The sequence below is a fragment of the Bradyrhizobium cosmicum genome (genome assembly GCF_007290395.2).
Lineage (GTDB): Bacteria > Pseudomonadota > Alphaproteobacteria > Rhizobiales > Xanthobacteraceae > Bradyrhizobium > Bradyrhizobium cosmicum.
The window spans coordinates 2,596,276-2,611,280 of record NZ_CP041656.2 but is presented as its reverse complement, the minus strand read 5'-3'; the positions used below and the strand labels follow the sequence as shown (position 1 = coordinate 2,611,280).

The following is a 15,005-nucleotide window of genomic DNA, read 5'->3' as shown; positions in this document are numbered from 1 at the left end:
CAGACCTGCCCTACCCCTTCACGTCATACTGCTTGCTGAGGTGATCACCGATCTGCACCAGCATGGCGACACTTTCGGGAAAGCCCGGCTTGTCCCGCGTCGCCTGGTCCGCATCGGCACGGAATTCCCAGCTGTCACCGTCGCGGACGATCGAGATGGCGAGACCGTCAGGGCCATCGGAATGGACCTTCAATTCGGCCCGCGCCATGGCGACGAGTTCGGCTTCGGTCTTGGCAGGCTTGCTCATAACAACGCTCTCCCGGCATGAAGGGGCACAGGTTGCCGCCTGGCGCGGCACCTGTCGAGAGGTCCAGAGGTAGCAGGGTTCCTACCGCGTCATCTTGATCTGCCGCACGACGGGGATCGTGGGCAGCGAGCCGGTGTGGTCGGCCTCTTCCTTGGCCTGCGGCGAGCCCGGCGCGCGGGCGGTGGCGTCGGGGAAGCGCTGCTTCATCTCGCGCAGGAAGCCGTCGAGCGTGTCGACGCTGGCGGCGAGCTTGGCGATCTCGGCGAATTCGGCGCTCGAGGAAGCGGCCGGCTTGCTGGCGATGTCGAAGGCGAGACGGTCGGCGCTCTCGCTCATCAGCGGCGCGTACTTCTCGCGAAAGCGCGACAGGCCGATCGAATCGTCCGCGAGCGCATAGCCGACGGCGGCGCGGATGATGTCGCTCTTCTCCACCGCATTGAGCGGCTTGAAGTCGCGGAAGCGCTCGCCGTAATAGAGCTCGATCTGCTCGGCGGACTCGCGCCAGCGCCGCGCCGCCCAGAAGATGTCGGAGCGCAGGCGAAGCACCTCGCGCCCGGAGACGTTGGAGACGATGTCGAGCGCGAGGTCGTGACGGCCGACATCGCTCTGCGCCCGCGCCTCCAGCAGCAGGCGCTGCTGGCGCAGCTCGCCGGAGAGATCGCTGATGCGGCTCGCGCGCAGTGCCGCGATCGCCTTGTCCGGCCTGCGGTTGGCGAGATAGATCATGGACAGGCGTGCGGCGACCTGGGCGCGGGCGGCGCCTTCGAGACGATGGTCGACCTGGTATTGCAGAAGCTCGGCGGCCTGGTCGAGCAGGTCGATCGAGGCGAGACGGTCGGAGAGACGGCGGATCAGCTCGTCGCCGCGACGGCCGATCGGCGTCAACTCGCGAAACTCGTAGAACATCCCGAGCGCCTCGACCGCCGGCAGATCGTCGCCCTTGGGGCCCAGGAAGATCTGCGTGAACAGGTCGGAGGCAAGGTCCTGCGCCTGGCGCGAGGCCTCGGCGTTCGGCTGGAGCCTCGTCGCGGTGCGCGCCGCCGTGAGCGCGTCGCGATAGCGCCCGTTCTCCGCGTACATCTGGGACAGCAACTGGAGCGTCTTGACCTCGATCGAGTCGCCGCGCCAGGTCATCGACAGCGTCTCGAGCTCGCGCAGCGCGTCTTCCTTGCTGATCTCGTCGCGCTTCTGCCGCAATGCCACCTCGAGCTGCTTGGCCTCCGCCGCCGCCGCCCGGTCGTCGGAGGCGACCGCGAACTTGTAGTCGTCGAGCGCGTCCTTGTCGTGACCGAGCGCCTCGGCGAGCCGGCCGCGCAGCACCGCGAAGCCGGGCGCAGCCTCGGGCGGGATGCCGACCACCTCGATCTCGCTGCGGCGCTTGGAGGCGCCGGCATAGTCCTTGACCTCGAGCGAGGCGCGCATCGCGTCCATCGTCACGATGCGCTGGATGTCGAGCGGCAGCGAGGCGATGGCGAATTCGACGTTCTTGAACTTCTCGCGCGCATCGGCCCATTTGCCCTGGCGCGCATAGGCGAGCGCCTTCCAGAGCTGGGAATCATGGCTGTTGCCGATCACGGGATTGGCGAGGTCCTTCAGACCCTGCGCCGGCCGGCCGATCAGGATGCTCGCGATCGCATGCATGATCAGCGCGCCGCTCTCCTCCTTGTTGAGAGGATCGCTCAGCATCAGGTCGGTCACGGCCTTGGCTTCGTGATACATGGCGCGCGACATGTAGAACTGCGCGAGGTCGAGCCGCGGCAGCGAGCGCTGCGCCGGCTCGGCGGTGGCGGCCGCCAAGATCAGCTCGCCCTGCCGCGCGACGAAGTTTTCGGACTGGCCCTTGCGCCAGCCTTCCGGGCTGAAGATCGGCCGAACCGCGGTCGGCGCGCGGTCGGCGGAAATATCGACCGGCGACAGCGTCAGCCCGCCCTTCTTGCCGAGAATGACCTTGTCGGAACCGACCTCCACACCGACCTCGTCGGAGTTCGGCCGGATCGCAATGCCGTGCGCGGATTCCAGCAGCGAGAGATCGACGAGGTCCTGCCGCTTGATGAAGCCGCGGACCGGTCGCTGCGCGGTGACGACATAGAGCATGTCGCCGGCGTCGGGATCGGTCAGTTTATGCAACACGCCCGGATTGGCGAAGGGGATCGCGATGGTGGCGAGCGCGGGATCGGTGATGTTGCGCGACATCATCAGCGGCAACGGCGTCGCCTGGATCTTGTCGGCGAGCGTCAGCAGCCAGTTGGTCTCCTTGCCGACCTCCTCGCTCGTCAGCGAGTAGACCAGCGGCCGGGTGAGACGGATGCGCACCGCCTGCCCCTTGTCGAGCGGCATGCGGCTGACTTCGCCGATCATCGCACCGCCCCTGGTGCGGATCGCCTCGACGTCGATCGGCTTCGGCGAGTCGAACACCAGCCACACCGTGTCACCGCGGCGGAACGCCGCCGCGGGCGTTGCGACCTGAAGCGGGAACGTGACGCGCAAGCCGTCGCTGTCACGGCGCGCATCGACGCTGGCAATGGGCGGCGACGGCGCGGCCGGCGCCTCGGCAGTCGCAGGCTTGACGGGCGCGACCGCGGCTTCCGTTGCCGGCGCGGCCGGCTTCGGGGCTTCCTTGACGGCTTCCTTGGCGACTTCCTTGACCGTTGCCTTGACTGTTTCCTTGGGCGCTTCCGCAGCGGGCGGCGCTTCGACCACGGGAGCCGGCGCCGGCTTGGGTGCTTCCTTGAGTACTTCCTTGGGTGCTTCGCCGGGCGGCGCCGCGGCGGGTGCTTCCATCTTCGCCTCGGGCTTCACCTCGATCCTGGCTTCGCGGGCGATCGTCTCCGAGGTCGGCGGTGAGATCTCGCGCTGGGCCTCCCTCGGCTTCTCCGCCGCCGGCTTTTCCGGCGCCGGTGCACGAGCTTGGGCAGCAGGCTTCGCCTGCGCGAGCACGGATTCGGCGGTTGCGGCGGTCTTGCCCTTGTCCGGCTGGAAGGCGATGTCGACGACGTAGTTCTTCTCGTCGCGGAAGGAGTGCACGTCGGAATCACCGATCAGAGCGATCTCGACGCTGGTCTGGTCGACGTCGCCCTTCTGCTTGATCGAAGCGACGTTCGGGGGGCGGCGACGACGGCGTCCGCCAGATCGAAATTGAGGTTGGCGTTGAAGGCCAGCGTGAGCTTCTGCTCGTTGAGAACGGAGGACACACCGACGCCGTCGGGCATCTCGAACACGAAACGCACGAAGGTCGGCTGCACCGAAGCGCGAACGCGGATCGGCGGACGCTTCTTGCTCTCGACCGAGGCGCGCTGGGCGCGCAAGGCGCGCTCGGCCACGCGCGCGCGCTCGGCGAGTTCCTTGACCACGTCCATGGGCAGGCTCGGCGGCGGCCCCTTCCAGCCGTCCGGCAACAGATCGATGAAGGTGCGCTCGCCGGCATTCATGGTGTTGACGGTGACGCGCCGCGCCAGCGACAGCCGGATGGCACCGCCATCGGGATCGCGCCGGGCGGAATTGACGTAGTCGGGCGCGCCTTCCGGGACGCGGTCGACGGGAACGTCGACCGGCCGGTCGAAGCGGATGATGAGAATGGAGCCCGCCGTCGTGACCTCGGAGGGAACGTCCTCGCCAAGCTTGATGACCAGCCGGGCGAAGCCGCCCGCGGACGAGAAAATCGCCTCGCCCCGGACCGGGTCGGCCGCCCTGGCGGGCGCACTGAAGCCGATCAGCAGGCAGGCCGCCAGCGTGGCGGCCTTGCGGACATGGCGCGACGGCACCCGCGCCAAGGCGCGGGCTCGCGACACAAATCCGGCGGCAGCCTTCTGCGCCATTGGCGGCATTTCTTCCGGTTCGACGGTCCATGCCGGCACTGGCGCCGGCCCGTGCCGTCGATTGTAGGTTTTGCCAATTAAGGGCTTCTTAAGTATGAGCCCTCAGTTCGGTTTTTGCGTCGGCTTGCCGTCGATCTTGGGCAGATCGCCGGCCGAGGCCGATTGATCGCCGCCGCCATTGGCGCGGCGGGCCATCTCGACCGTCAGCCGCTCGGCGGCTTCCGGCGACATCAGGCCCATGATGTCCGACATCTTTCGCGGCGCGATGGCCGAGGCGATCTCGATCAGAACACCCATCTCGAGCCGGTCGAACACCCGCGCGGCGTCCTTGGGCTTCATGCCCTCATACATGGTCACGAGGCCCTTCATGCGCTGGGCTTCGGCGGCCTTCTGCTCGGCCTGGCCTGCGGAAATGCGGGATTCCACCGCCTTCATCTCGTCGACCTTGTTCTCGATGCGCTTTTCGGCCGACTTGAGCAGGCTCTCGCGAATGTCGATCTCGCGCTGGCGGGCCTCGATCTCCTGCCGGCGTGCCTGCAGCCGTTCCAGGATCGCGCGCTCCGAGGCCGAGATCTGCGGCTCATCGATTTTGATCGGGGTGCCCCCCTCCATCTTGGTCTCGGGAGCAGCGGGCTTCGGTGCCTCCTTCGGCGCGCCATGGGTCGAGCCGGTGATGTCGGGGTCTTCCCGTCCCGGAAAATTCAGATTCTCCTGCGCCCAGGATTTTTTGAGCTTGTTCGGCTGGTAGTCGAAGACATAGCCGCCATTGATCACGAGGCCCGCGACCTTGAGCGTGGTGAGGCCTGCGACGGCGACCAGGACGATCGGAATGACGCGGATGTTACGAAAGGACTTCATACCCTGACTTTATGCGGCAAGGCCGCCGTTGGATCGTCGGCGCTCGGAGAAGGCTTCGGCCGCGGCAGCCACCGCCTTCGCCGAGGATGGCTTGGCCACGGGTGCGGCAACCGTTTCCTGACCGGTCATGGGGCGCGCGGCGATCGCGATCTTGGACAGGCGCCGCACCACGTTGTCGGCTTCGCCGAGCTGCTTGTAGAGCTGGTCCGACATCTGTGTTGCCGCCGCGAGCTGGCTGCCGAGGTTCTCGTTGACGTCGCGCACCGCGAGCTTCAGCCCGCCGATCGCGCGCTCGGCGATCTCGGTCGCCGTGATCAGTTCACCGATGACCGCCTTCAGCGAATGCTCGTCCGCCTTCAGCCGCGTCAGCCGCTTGTTGAGCATGACGCAGTAGAAGATCGTCAGCATCAGCAGGATAGCCACCAGCGTCTCGATCGCCATTCCCAGGGAGTGGTTCATGGGGCCTCCATCATCTTGTTCTGCTCGTCGACCTTCTCGAACATGGCAAGTGTCGTACTTGGCTTGCGCAAGGGTTTCGTCACCCGAATCGCGACGCGATCGCCGACCCGGCCCATCCGCCCCTCGGTCAGGGTGACGTCGCCGCAGCGCACGGTCACGTTGGCATCCGCGCGCATGTCGAGCGGCAGGGTGTCGCCGACCTTGAGCCGCATCAGCTGCTTGAGCGGGATGTCGGCCTCGTAGAGCACGGCGTCGACCGAGATCTCGGCCTGGTTGATCTCGGTGGCGAAATGGCCCTCCCAGACCGTATCCCGGCCGAATTTCTCGCCCATGAACATCTGGAGCAGGACGCCCCGGATTGGCTCAATGGTCGCATAAGGCAGCAGCAGCTCGATATTGCCGCCGCGATCTTCCATGTCGATGCGCAGGCGCACCAGGATCGCGGCGTTGGCGGGGCGGCTGATCGCGGCGAAACGCGGATTGGTCTCGAGCCGGTCGATCGTGAAGGTCACCGGCGACAGCGGCCGGAACGCCTGCTCGGCGTCGGTCAGCACCACCTCGACCAGCCGCTTCACCAGTTCGGTCTCGATCGTGGTGTAGGGCCGGCCCTCGATGCGGAGCTGGCTCGAGCCGCGGCGGCCGCCGAGCAGCACGTCGATCATCGAATAGATCAGGCTGGAATCGACCACCGCCATGCCGAAGTTTTCCCACTCCTCGGCCTTGAACACCGTGAGCACGGCGGGCAGCGGGATCGAGTTCATGTAGTCGCCGAAGCGCACCGACGTGATGCGGTCGAGCGAGACTTCGACGTTGTCCGAGGTGAAATTGCGCAAGCTTGTCGTCAGCAACCGCACCAGGCGGTCGAAGACGATTTCGAGCATCGGCAGACGCTCGTAGGAGACCATCGCCGAATCGATGATCGCGCGAATGCCGGAATGATCGTCGAGCGTGACGTCGCCGACCGTGAAGCCGAGGAGGTTGTCGATCTCCTCCTGCGACAGCACCCGCTCGCCGGAGTTCTTGCCGGTGCCCAGATCGCGGCTGCCGTCCTCGACCATGGCCGCCCATTGCAGGGCCATGGTCTCGGATAGTTCGTTTTCGGCAGCAGCCTTCGCGGCCTCGGCGGGATCCTCGGAATCGAGCGAGGCCTCCCATTGGGCGGCAATTGCGTCCTGGTCTGGTTGGTCGGTGCCCGCCATGATCCCTAGCCCGCCATGCTCACTGGATCACGACTTCCTTGAACAGCACCGCGCTGACCTGGACCGGCGCGACCGCCGCGTTGACGCGCTTGGTCAGCTCTTCCTTGAGGCGGAAGATGCCGGCGGAACCGTTGAGGTCGGACGAGCGCAATTCGCGCACATAGGTCTGGAAGATGTCGGTGATGCGCGGCATCGTCGGCTTGATCGTCTCGATCTGCTTCTCTTCCTTCAGCTCCAGCACGACCTTCAGCTTCAGGTATTGCACGCGCTCACCGGGCGAGCCGGCAAGGTTGACCATGATGTCGGGCACCTCGACGAAGGCCGGCGGCTTCGGCGGGGGCGCCGCCTCGGCGTGATGCTCGTCCTCGCCATGGCGGAAGAACAGGAACCAGGTCGCAGCGCCGCCCCCGAGCAGGACGAGTGCGCCGACGATGATCAGGATCAGCTTGAACTTGCTCTTGGGGGCAGCGGCTTCCGCGCCTTCGGCGGCTGCGCCGCCTTCCGCTTCATTCTCTGCCATGGTCGATCAGGCTCGCTCATCTTAAACGGATCGAAAGAGCGAAGCCTCCTGGCAGACAATGACGCGATACAAATGCCCCAGCGCAATGCGCTCCTCTTGCTCGCAAACGCTACGGTAATAATGGTTAACGGAACCTTTCGATCGGGCCTGCACTAGGAAAAATCTGCCGGGCAAACATGGCTAACAGAACCTTTCTGCCGCCTTCCCGCGCCCTCGAAAAATCAACAAACCATTGAAATTTCAAAACTTCCCACGTTGGCACGGCTTTCGCTGAGACAGGGATGAGACCGGAGGGTTTGGGAGAACCTGACAGTCTCGATCACGGGGTCGGCCAAGGCGCTTGGGAGAGCGAGGTGGCGGCTCGCTCAGGGGAGATCTCCGATGCAGAACGCGCTTCTGATCGGCTTGTCACGGCAGATGACGTTGGAGCGGCAGATGGATGTCATCGCCAACAACGTTGCCAACGCCAACACCAACGGCTTCAAGGCCGACCATTCGCTGTTCGAGGAATTCCTCAATTCGAACGCGCGTGAGGACAATTTCATCGCCTCCGACCGCCGGGTCTCCTATGTGCAGGACCGCGGCACCTTCCGCGACGTCGGCCAGGGGCCGATGGAGCCGACCAACAATCCGCTCGACATGGCGATCGACGGCAACGCGTTTTTCGCTGTGCAGGCCGGCGGCGGCGAGCGCTACACCCGCGACGGCAAATTCTCGCTCAACAGCACCGGCCAGCTCGTCACCTCCGACGGCAACCTCGTGCTCGGCACCGGCGGCCCGATCACCTTCCAGCCGACCGACCACGACATCAACGTCGCCCCCGACGGCACCGTCACCGTGCTCGAGGGCACGGCCAGGACCGACTCGATCCGCGGCAAGATCCGCATGGCCTCGTTCGACGATCCGGCCAAGCTGACCAAGCTCGGCGCCAACCTCTATGACGCCGGCTCCGCCGTCATCCAGGCCGACGCCAAGTCCGTGGTCCGCCAGGGCTACATCGAGAAATCGAACGTCAACTCGGTCGGCGAGATGAGCCGCATGGTCGAAGTCATGCGCAGCTACACCGCCATCGCCAATCTGCTCCAGCAGCAGAGCGACCTCCACAAATCGGCGATCGAGAAGCTCGCCGACGTTCCGGCCTGATGTAAGGGATTACTGACATGCAAGCGCTCCACACCGCTGCGACCGGAATGGCGGCCCAGGAACTCAACGTCCAGGTCATCTCCAACAACATCGCCAACTTGCGCACCACCGGCTTCAAGAAGCAGACGGCGGCGTTCCAGGACCTGATCTACGAACACGTGCGCCGCGTCGGCGCACAGGCCTCGGACCAGGGCACCATCCTGCCCGTCGGCGTCGACGTCGGCGGCGGCGTCAAGACCGTCGGCACGCCGCGCAGCATGACGCAGGGCACCCTGTCGCAGACCGGCAACGACCTTGATCTCGCGATCTCGGGCGAAGGCTTCTTCAAGATCCTGATGCCCGACGGCACCTACCAGTACACCCGCGACGGCACCTTCCAGATGGACAATCAGGGCCGCATCGTCACGGCGCAGGGCAACCCTGTGCAGCCGACCATCACCATCCCGAACAACGCCTCTGGCATCGCGGTGAGCGAGCAGGGCCAGGTCTCGGTGACGCTGCCGGGCTCGTCGACCTCCTCGATCATCGGCCAGATCGGCGTGACCCGTTTCATCAACAAGGCCGGCCTGCAGCCGGTCGGCAGCAACCTGTTCACCGAAACGCCGGCCTCCGGCTCGCCGCAGGACGGCACGGCGAACTCCGAAGGCTACGGCAAGGTCACTCAGGGAAGCCTGGAGCAGGCCAATGTCGACGTCGTTTCGGAGATGAGCGATCTGATCGCCGCGCAGCGCGCCTATGAGATGAACGCCAAGGTCATCAGCGCCGCCGACCAGATGATGCAATCAACCACGGCGCTGTTCCGCTGAGGTCATGATGATGATCCGCACCACTCTTGCCACGATCTCCGTCCTCCTCGCGCTGGCGCTACCGGCGCGGGCCGCCGACGATTTCATCGCGGCGCCGACGCTGCGCGCCAGCGTCACCGTCACCTCGGACGTGGTGCGGGTCGGCGATCTCATCGACAATGCCGGCTCGGCCGCAATGATCCCGGTCTACCGCTCGCCCGATCTCGGCACCACCGGCGCACTGCCGGTCGCGCAGGTGCTGTCGGTGCTGCGCGGAAAACAGGTGATCGGCGTGATGACCGGCGACATCAAGGAAGTCCAGGTCACCCGCCTCGCCCGCACGCTCGTTCACAAGGACCTCGAAAACGCGGTCGCCTCGGCGCTGGAGCGCCGGTTCGGACTTGGGGACGCCGCCAACATCACCGTCACCTTCGACCGCGGCATCTCCGACATGCGGCTGGACGCTTCCAACAGCGGCGCGCTGCAGCCGGTCGCGACCCGCTACGACGCCCGCAGCGGCCGCTTCGACGTCGCCTTCGAGATCGTCAACGACAGCAATCCGACGCCGACCAAGCTGCGCTTCACCGGCAACGCGATCGAGACGGTGGAAGTGGCCGTGCTGGCGCGCGACATCGACCGCGCCGACATCCTGAAATCCTCCGACCTTGCGCTGGAGCGCCGGCCTAAGGCCGAGGTCGCCGGCGAGGCCGCCTCGCGCGACCGCGTCATCGGCATGCAGCTGCGCCGGCCGATGCGGGCGGGCACGCCGATCCGCGTCGCCGATATCGTCAAGCCCGACTTCGTGTCGCGCGACCAGAGCGTCACCGTGATCTACCAGGTTCCCGGGATCTACCTCACCACCCGCGGCAAGGCGCTCGAGAGCGGCGCCGAGGGCGACACCGTGAGCGTTCTCAATCTGCAGACCAAGCGCACGCTGACCGGGACCGTCACCGCCCGCGGCCAGATCACCGTCCAGGGCGCCAGCCAGTCCGCGCCGACGCCGGCTGCGGTCGAGCAGACCTCCTCGCTCAAGCGCGACGAAGCGCCCGCCCCCGTCGACACTGCTGCCCTGCTCCGGAACCTGGTCCAGGCCCCCGCGTCTCCGGCCCAGATCGCACAGGCCCAGATCCCGCAAGTTCGCGTCACGCAAGCTCCAGCCAAGTCAGAGTAAGTCATGTCCAGTTTCAGTTCGGCTTTCCGTCTTCGTCGCATAGCGATCTCTGCCCTGCTGCTGGCCACCTGCGCGCTGGCGAGCGGCTGCTCCTCGATCGACCGCCTGTCGCAGATCGGCGAGCAGCCGAAACTGTCGGCGATCGACAATCCGACGACGCAGCCCGGCTACAAGCCGGTGCAGATGCCGATGCCGAAGCCGGAAGTCGCCTCCTACAATCCGAACTCGCTGTGGCGCAACGGCAGCCGCGCCTTCTTCAAGGACCAGCGCGCCCACCAGATCGGCGACCTCCTGACCGTGACCGTGAACATCACCGACAAGGCCAACCTCTCCAACGAGACCCAGCGCAGCCGAACCGCCAAGGAAGATTCGGGAATTACCGACTTCATCGGCAGTCAGACCGTCACACAGCCGCTCAAGGTCCTGCCCGGTCGCCTTCTCACCACCGACTCGACGTCCTCCGCCGACGGCAAGGGTTCGGTCAATCGCACGGAAGCGTTGCAGACCAACGTCGCCGCGGTTGTCACCCAGGTGCTGCCGAACGGCAACCTCGTGGTCGAAGGTAAGCAGGAGATCCGCGTCAACTACGAGATCCGCGAGCTCGTGGTCGCCGGCATCGTCCGGCCCGAAGACATCCAGAGCGACAACACCATCGATTCCAGCAAGATCGCGCAAGCCCGCATCGCCTACGGCGGCCGCGGCCAGATCACGGACGTGCAGCAGCCGCGCTACGGCCAGCAAGTCATGGACGTTCTGCTGCCCTTCTAAGTCTCTCCCGAGCTCCCACATCGTGTTCGCGAACCTAGGCGCGAACGACGATGTACGACGCGGCCCTCGCTAGCTCCCCTGGCGAGGGCCGCATGTATTTTGGCGAAGGCGTTGCTCCGCGCTCGCAATGACGATGGAGTGAGTTTACGTAAACTCCGCCTCCACCACGCCCAGCCCGTCCAGCTCCATCCGCACCTTGTCGCCGGCCTTCAGCCACAGCGTCTTGACCAGGCTCCCGGTCAACACGAGCTGGCCGGCGTGCAGGCCCTTGCCCTCGGCGGCGAGATGGTTGGCGAGCCAGGCGAGCGCGTTGTGGGGATGGCCGAGCACGTCGGCGCCGGTGCCGTGGCTGACCTCCTCGCCGTTGACGATGGCGCGGCCCTTGACCGCCTTGAGGTCCGGCACCGATGAGCGCGGCACGGACGGCCCAAGCACGCAGCCGGCGGCGAAGAAGTCGTCGGCGATCAGCGTCGGCGCGCCCATCGTCTCCCACTTCACGTAGCGGTCGTCGACGATCTCGATCGCAGGATGATAGGCCTCGACGGCTTCGCCGACCCATTCGGCCGTGAACGGCGCCTCGCCGGCGGCAAGGTCGCGCTTCAGCCGCACCGCGATTTCGCATTCGACGCCGACGCGGACATAGTCGGCGGCCGCGAGCTTGACGCCGCTGTCGTGCACGCCCTTCTGGAACACGCCGCCGCCGCAGGGGTGCGGAATGCCGATATATTCCTGCATCACCGGGCTGGTGCAGCCGATCTTGTAGCCGACCAGCGGCCCGGCATGCGGCAGCAGCAGATCGTGCAGCGCGCGCTGGACTTCGTAGCCTTCGTCCTCGTCGGCGGGAGGAACCTCAAGCGCGGCAAGCGGCGCGTGGTTGCGCCGCGCCAGCGCGATCGCCTTTGCGGCTTTGAGAATATTGTCCATCGGCGCCGCCTCCCACGCAACACAATCGAGGACGGCACTTCAGCATTCCCGCCGGGGCGTGACAAGGACGGGGCGGCCTCACGCCTTGACGAGACCGAGCCGGATCAGGCTCTCGGCCGTCGCCAGGATCGCCTCTTCATTGGAGCGGGCCTGCCAGCCGAGCAGCGACCTTGCCTTGGCGCTGGTGGAATGCCTGACCTTGCCGAGCATCGGCACCACCGCACGCAGCAGCGGAATCCGGTTGGCGGCCAGCCGCACCAGCCAGTCCGGGGCCTGGAGCCGCGGAACCCGCCGCGCGGCCGGACCGAGTTCCCGCCGCAGCACCCTGGCGATGTCAAGGATCGACATCGCCTCGCCGGACACCGCGATGAAGCGCTCGCCTTTCGCCTCGGGCGCAATCATGGCCCGCAGATGCAGATCGGCGACGTCGCGCACGTCGACCACGCCGAAATAGACCCGCGGCACCGCCGGCATGGCACCGTCGAGCAGCGATTTGACGATCTCGATCGAGCCGGAGAAGTCTGGCCCCAGCACCGAACCGAAAATGCCAGCGGGATTGACCACCGACAGTTCCAGCCCGCCGCCCTCACGCGCGACGAAATCCCAGGCCGCCCGCTCGGCCAGCGTCTTGGACTTGATGTAGGGCTGCACGTCGGCGCCTTCGAGATTAGTCCAGTCGGTCTCGTCGAACGGCTTTTCGCGCGGCGAATGGCCATAGCCGATGGCGCCCAGCGAGGAGGTGATGACGACCCGCCTGACGCCGGCATCCCGCGCGGCACGCAACACCCGCAGCGTCCCGTCACGCGCCGGGATGATCATCTCGTTCTCCTCCTTGGGAACGCTGGTCGACAGGGGCGAGGCGACATGGAGCACGTAGTCGCAACCGGCAACCGCCTCGCGCCAGCCCGCGTCCCCGGTGAGGTCGGCGGTCAGGAAGGACAGGCTTTCCGGCGAAGTCACCCCACCCTCGCGCAGCATCGCCAACACGTCGTCCCTCCGGTCCGGCCGGCGCACCGTCGTCCGCACCGCGTGACCGGCGGCCAGAAGTTGCAGGACGACGTGGCTGCCGACGAAGCCGGACCCGCCGGTGACCAGAACGGTGCTCATTGCCAAATTCCCCTTCGCTGCGCGGCCAGGCGAATGGGTTCCGCCGGCCCTGCTCAAGGCCGCATCTGGTCACTATCTCCCGGGGGACAAGTAGAATGGATTTCGAGACCGGTATGGAAAACCTGACCAGCATTTGCGAGGGCGACTGCGATTGCAGCCCCGACCCCGCCCTACTCACCGACTTCAAGCGGGCGATCCACGCGCTCGGCGGCAAGTGGAAACTGGAGATCCTGTTCGCGCTGATGAACGGCGCAGTTCGCTTCGGCGCCTTGCGGCGATCGATTGGCGGCATCACCCAGCACATGCTGACCACGCAACTGCGCGAACTCGAGCAGGATGGCCTGGTGTCGCGCACCGTCTTCGCGGAGAAACCGCTGCGGGTGGAGTACGAGCTGACGGATGCGGCCTACGGCCTGCTGCCGGCGTTTAAGGAAATATTGAGCTGGTCCAGGCTTTATGGGGATGCGCGCCTCGTGGCGTCGCAGCAGGCCTGATTGCAGCGATGTGTGATGCTGCTGGATCGGTGTCTCAGCATCCGGGTCGATCCCGTTGATGCGACTCGCAAAAAGTCCCGCACCTGAAGTGAAGGCTTTTTCTCATCCGAACTCACGTGAGCTCGGAGGAGTCGAGTCTAGCCCATTGATCGCGATTCACTTTTCGCGATCATAGCCGCGCGTTGAAGCGCGGCGGCAAGCGACAGGCAATATGCTGATCACAGCGCGAAGCGGCGCCTTTCGTCCAAAAACAAAGAGCCGCATCGCTGCGGCTCGAACTCTATTCGTCGCGATAGACCTTCTCGCGTTTCTCGTGGCGCTCCTGCGCTTCCACCGAGAGCGTCGCGATGGGCCGGGCTTCGAGCCGCTTCAAAGAGATCGGCTCGCCGGTATCCTCGCAATAGCCGTAGGTGTTGTCCTCGATGCGCTGAAGCGCGGCGTCGATCTTGGCGATCAACTTGCGCTGGCGGTCGCGGGCGCGGAGTTCGATGGCGCGGTCGGTTTCGGACGATGCCCGATCGGCGAGATCGGGGTGGTTGACGTTCTCCTCCTGCAGCGCTTGCAGGGTGAGCTTGGACTCTTTGAGGATCTCATCCTTCCAGGCGAGGAGCTTCAAACGGAAGTACTCCTTCTGCCGGTCGTTCATGAAAGGCTCTTTTTCGGTCGGTCGGTAGTTTTTCAACTTTTCCAAGGGCGGCCTATCTTCTTAAGCAACGACTCGTGAACGGAACGACGTCCGTTGAGCCGGGGCTTATATAGCGACCTCCTGTGACAGACAATATTTCCTTAATCGCTGGGTTACCGCCCCCAAACCCTTGCACAGGAAGGTTTATCCTGGAGGGTCCGGAGGCGGCCAAAAGCCTAGTAACCGACCGTGAAACGCTGCCGCGCATGGGCCGGCCGCTCGATCTCGTCGGCGAGCGCGATGGCGTAGTCGGCGAAGCTGATCCAGCTCTTCCCGCTCGCATCTGCGAGAAGCTGGTCGGTCCCGAGCCGGAACTTACCGGTCCGCTCCCCCTCGATGAACAGGGCCGAAGGCGAGATGAAGGTCCAGTTCAGGTCCTTCTCCTGCCGCAGCAGGTCGAGGAATGCCCCGCCTTTTTCCGCTTCCGCCTTGTATTCGGCCGGAAAACCGGGGGTTGTAACCAATTTCACGCCCGGAGCGACTTCCAGGCTGCCGGCTCCGCCGACGACGAGGTAGCGGCCGACCTTGGATTCCTTTGCCGCGCCGATCAGCCTGAGCGGGTCGCTGGCCAGGAAGTGCACGGAACTCACGGCCGCGTCGTGTCCGGCCCACAGCTTGGCAAGGCCCGCCTGGTCGAGCACGTCGCCCTTGGTGGGCGTGACATTCGGCAGGGCCGCAATGTTCTCGGGGTTCCGGGCGATGGCCGTAACCGTGTGGCCACGACGGGCCAGTTCCTTGGTAATTTCCGACCCGGCCCGGCCGGAGGCGCCGGCGACTGCGATCTTCATGGAAGGCTTCCTTTGCTTCTGTGGTAACTAATGGTGACTAGA

General features: G+C 65.8%; 14 protein-coding genes and 1 pseudogene. 5 read left to right on the top strand and 10 right to left on the bottom strand.

Going from position 1 to position 15,005, the window contains the following annotated elements; translation table 11 throughout:
* Positions 1-10 precede the first annotated feature (10 nt).
* The 6 genes and pseudogenes from FNV92_RS12240 to fliL all read right to left on the bottom strand — a co-directional run bounded on the left by FNV92_RS12240 (position 11) and on the right by fliL (position 7,098).
* Positions 11-247, bottom strand: a complete 237-nt coding sequence (locus FNV92_RS12240; RefSeq protein ID WP_015684965.1) for a hypothetical protein — start codon at positions 245-247, stop codon at positions 11-13.
* A gap of 81 nt (positions 248-328) precedes the next feature.
* Positions 329-4,062, bottom strand: a pseudogene (locus FNV92_RS12235) (tetratricopeptide repeat protein).
* Between the two features lie 102 nt (positions 4,063-4,164).
* Positions 4,165-4,920 (bottom strand): MotE family protein, encoded by a 756-nt coding sequence (locus FNV92_RS12230; protein WP_143840781.1) that lies wholly within the window; start codon positions 4,918-4,920, stop codon positions 4,165-4,167.
* A 9-nt stretch (positions 4,921-4,929) separates the two neighbouring features.
* Positions 4,930-5,379, bottom strand: a complete 450-nt coding sequence (locus FNV92_RS12225) for a DUF6468 domain-containing protein (protein WP_015684962.1) — start codon at positions 5,377-5,379, stop codon at positions 4,930-4,932.
* The gene (gene fliM / locus FNV92_RS12220; protein WP_015684961.1) at positions 5,376-6,578 is read right to left on the bottom strand and encodes a flagellar motor switch protein FliM; all 1,203 of its coding nucleotides are present in this window, start codon (positions 6,576-6,578) and stop codon (positions 5,376-5,378) included. Before fliM ends, FNV92_RS12225 begins: the two co-directional genes overlap by 4 nt.
* A gap of 19 nt (positions 6,579-6,597) precedes the next feature.
* Positions 6,598-7,098 carry a flagellar basal body-associated protein FliL gene (gene fliL, locus FNV92_RS12215; protein WP_015684960.1) on the bottom strand — a complete coding sequence of 167 codons (501 nt, stop codon included), beginning with the start codon at positions 7,096-7,098 and terminating at the stop codon, positions 6,598-6,600.
* Positions 7,099-7,479: 381 nt separating this feature from the next.
* Between fliL and flgF the strand changes: the two genes are divergently transcribed.
* Genes flgF through flgH form a run of 4 tightly spaced genes read left to right on the top strand, consistent with a single transcriptional unit; the run spans position 7,480 to position 10,965 of the window.
* On the top strand, positions 7,480-8,241 hold the full coding sequence (gene flgF / locus FNV92_RS12210) for a flagellar basal-body rod protein FlgF (protein ID WP_015684959.1): 762 nt from the start codon (positions 7,480-7,482) through the stop codon (positions 8,239-8,241).
* 17 nt (positions 8,242-8,258) lie between these two features.
* On the top strand, positions 8,259-9,047 hold the full coding sequence (flgG, locus tag FNV92_RS12205; protein WP_015684958.1) for a flagellar basal-body rod protein FlgG: 789 nt from the start codon (positions 8,259-8,261) through the stop codon (positions 9,045-9,047).
* A 10-nt stretch (positions 9,048-9,057) separates the two neighbouring features.
* Positions 9,058-10,197, top strand: a complete 1,140-nt coding sequence (gene flgA, locus FNV92_RS12200) for a flagellar basal body P-ring formation chaperone FlgA (protein WP_168213737.1) — start codon at positions 9,058-9,060, stop codon at positions 10,195-10,197.
* 3 nt (positions 10,198-10,200) lie between these two features.
* Positions 10,201-10,965: a flagellar basal body L-ring protein FlgH gene (gene flgH / locus FNV92_RS12195; RefSeq protein ID WP_015684956.1), complete on the top strand. Its 765-nt coding sequence runs from the start codon at positions 10,201-10,203 to the stop codon at positions 10,963-10,965.
* Positions 10,966-11,109: 144 nt separating this feature from the next.
* Here flgH and FNV92_RS12190 read toward each other — a convergent pair whose 3' ends face one another.
* Positions 11,110-11,889, bottom strand: coding sequence for a 2-keto-4-pentenoate hydratase (locus FNV92_RS12190; protein WP_015684955.1), 780 nt, complete (start codon positions 11,887-11,889; stop codon positions 11,110-11,112).
* A gap of 78 nt (positions 11,890-11,967) precedes the next feature.
* Positions 11,968-12,996 (bottom strand): SDR family oxidoreductase, encoded by a 1,029-nt coding sequence (locus FNV92_RS12185; RefSeq protein ID WP_143840783.1) that lies wholly within the window; start codon positions 12,994-12,996, stop codon positions 11,968-11,970.
* A gap of 95 nt (positions 12,997-13,091) precedes the next feature.
* On the opposite strand from FNV92_RS12185, the gene FNV92_RS12180 reads away from it, so the two are divergent.
* Complete coding sequence (locus FNV92_RS12180; RefSeq protein ID WP_186355491.1) at positions 13,092-13,490, top strand: winged helix-turn-helix transcriptional regulator; 399 nt, start codon at positions 13,092-13,094, stop codon at positions 13,488-13,490.
* Between the two features lie 280 nt (positions 13,491-13,770).
* Here FNV92_RS12180 and dksA read toward each other — a convergent pair whose 3' ends face one another.
* Together dksA and FNV92_RS12170 are read right to left on the bottom strand one after the other, a co-directional pair.
* Complete coding sequence (gene dksA / locus FNV92_RS12175) at positions 13,771-14,136, bottom strand: RNA polymerase-binding protein DksA (RefSeq protein ID WP_008554760.1); 366 nt, start codon at positions 14,134-14,136, stop codon at positions 13,771-13,773.
* 215 nt (positions 14,137-14,351) lie between these two features.
* Positions 14,352-14,963, bottom strand: coding sequence for an NAD(P)-dependent oxidoreductase (locus tag FNV92_RS12170; protein ID WP_143840784.1), 612 nt, complete (start codon positions 14,961-14,963; stop codon positions 14,352-14,354).
* Between the last annotated feature and the right edge of the window lie 42 nt (positions 14,964-15,005).

Coding starts and splice junctions, on each gene's coding strand:
- FNV92_RS12240 (WP_015684965.1), bottom strand. CDS start 247: ATGAGCAAGCCTGCCAAGACCGAAGCCGAACTCGTCGCCATGGCGCGG.
- FNV92_RS12230 (WP_143840781.1), bottom strand. CDS start 4,920: ATGAAGTCCTTTCGTAACATCCGCGTCATTCCGATCGTCCTGGTCGCC.
- FNV92_RS12225 (WP_015684962.1), bottom strand. CDS start 5,379: ATGAACCACTCCCTGGGAATGGCGATCGAGACGCTGGTGGCTATCCTG.
- fliM (WP_015684961.1), bottom strand. CDS start 6,578: ATGGCGGGCACCGACCAACCAGACCAGGACGCAATTGCCGCCCAATGG.
- fliL (WP_015684960.1), bottom strand. CDS start 7,098: ATGGCAGAGAATGAAGCGGAAGGCGGCGCAGCCGCCGAAGGCGCGGAA.
- flgF (WP_015684959.1), top strand. CDS start 7,480: ATGCAGAACGCGCTTCTGATCGGCTTGTCACGGCAGATGACGTTGGAG.
- flgG (WP_015684958.1), top strand. CDS start 8,259: ATGCAAGCGCTCCACACCGCTGCGACCGGAATGGCGGCCCAGGAACTC.
- flgA (WP_168213737.1), top strand. CDS start 9,058: ATGATCCGCACCACTCTTGCCACGATCTCCGTCCTCCTCGCGCTGGCG.
- flgH (WP_015684956.1), top strand. CDS start 10,201: ATGTCCAGTTTCAGTTCGGCTTTCCGTCTTCGTCGCATAGCGATCTCT.
- FNV92_RS12190 (WP_015684955.1), bottom strand. CDS start 11,889: ATGGACAATATTCTCAAAGCCGCAAAGGCGATCGCGCTGGCGCGGCGC.
- FNV92_RS12185 (WP_143840783.1), bottom strand. CDS start 12,996: ATGAGCACCGTTCTGGTCACCGGCGGGTCCGGCTTCGTCGGCAGCCAC.
- FNV92_RS12180 (WP_186355491.1), top strand. CDS start 13,092: ATGGATTTCGAGACCGGTATGGAAAACCTGACCAGCATTTGCGAGGGC.
- dksA (WP_008554760.1), bottom strand. CDS start 14,136: ATGAACGACCGGCAGAAGGAGTACTTCCGTTTGAAGCTCCTCGCCTGG.
- FNV92_RS12170 (WP_143840784.1), bottom strand. CDS start 14,963: ATGAAGATCGCAGTCGCCGGCGCCTCCGGCCGGGCCGGGTCGGAAATT.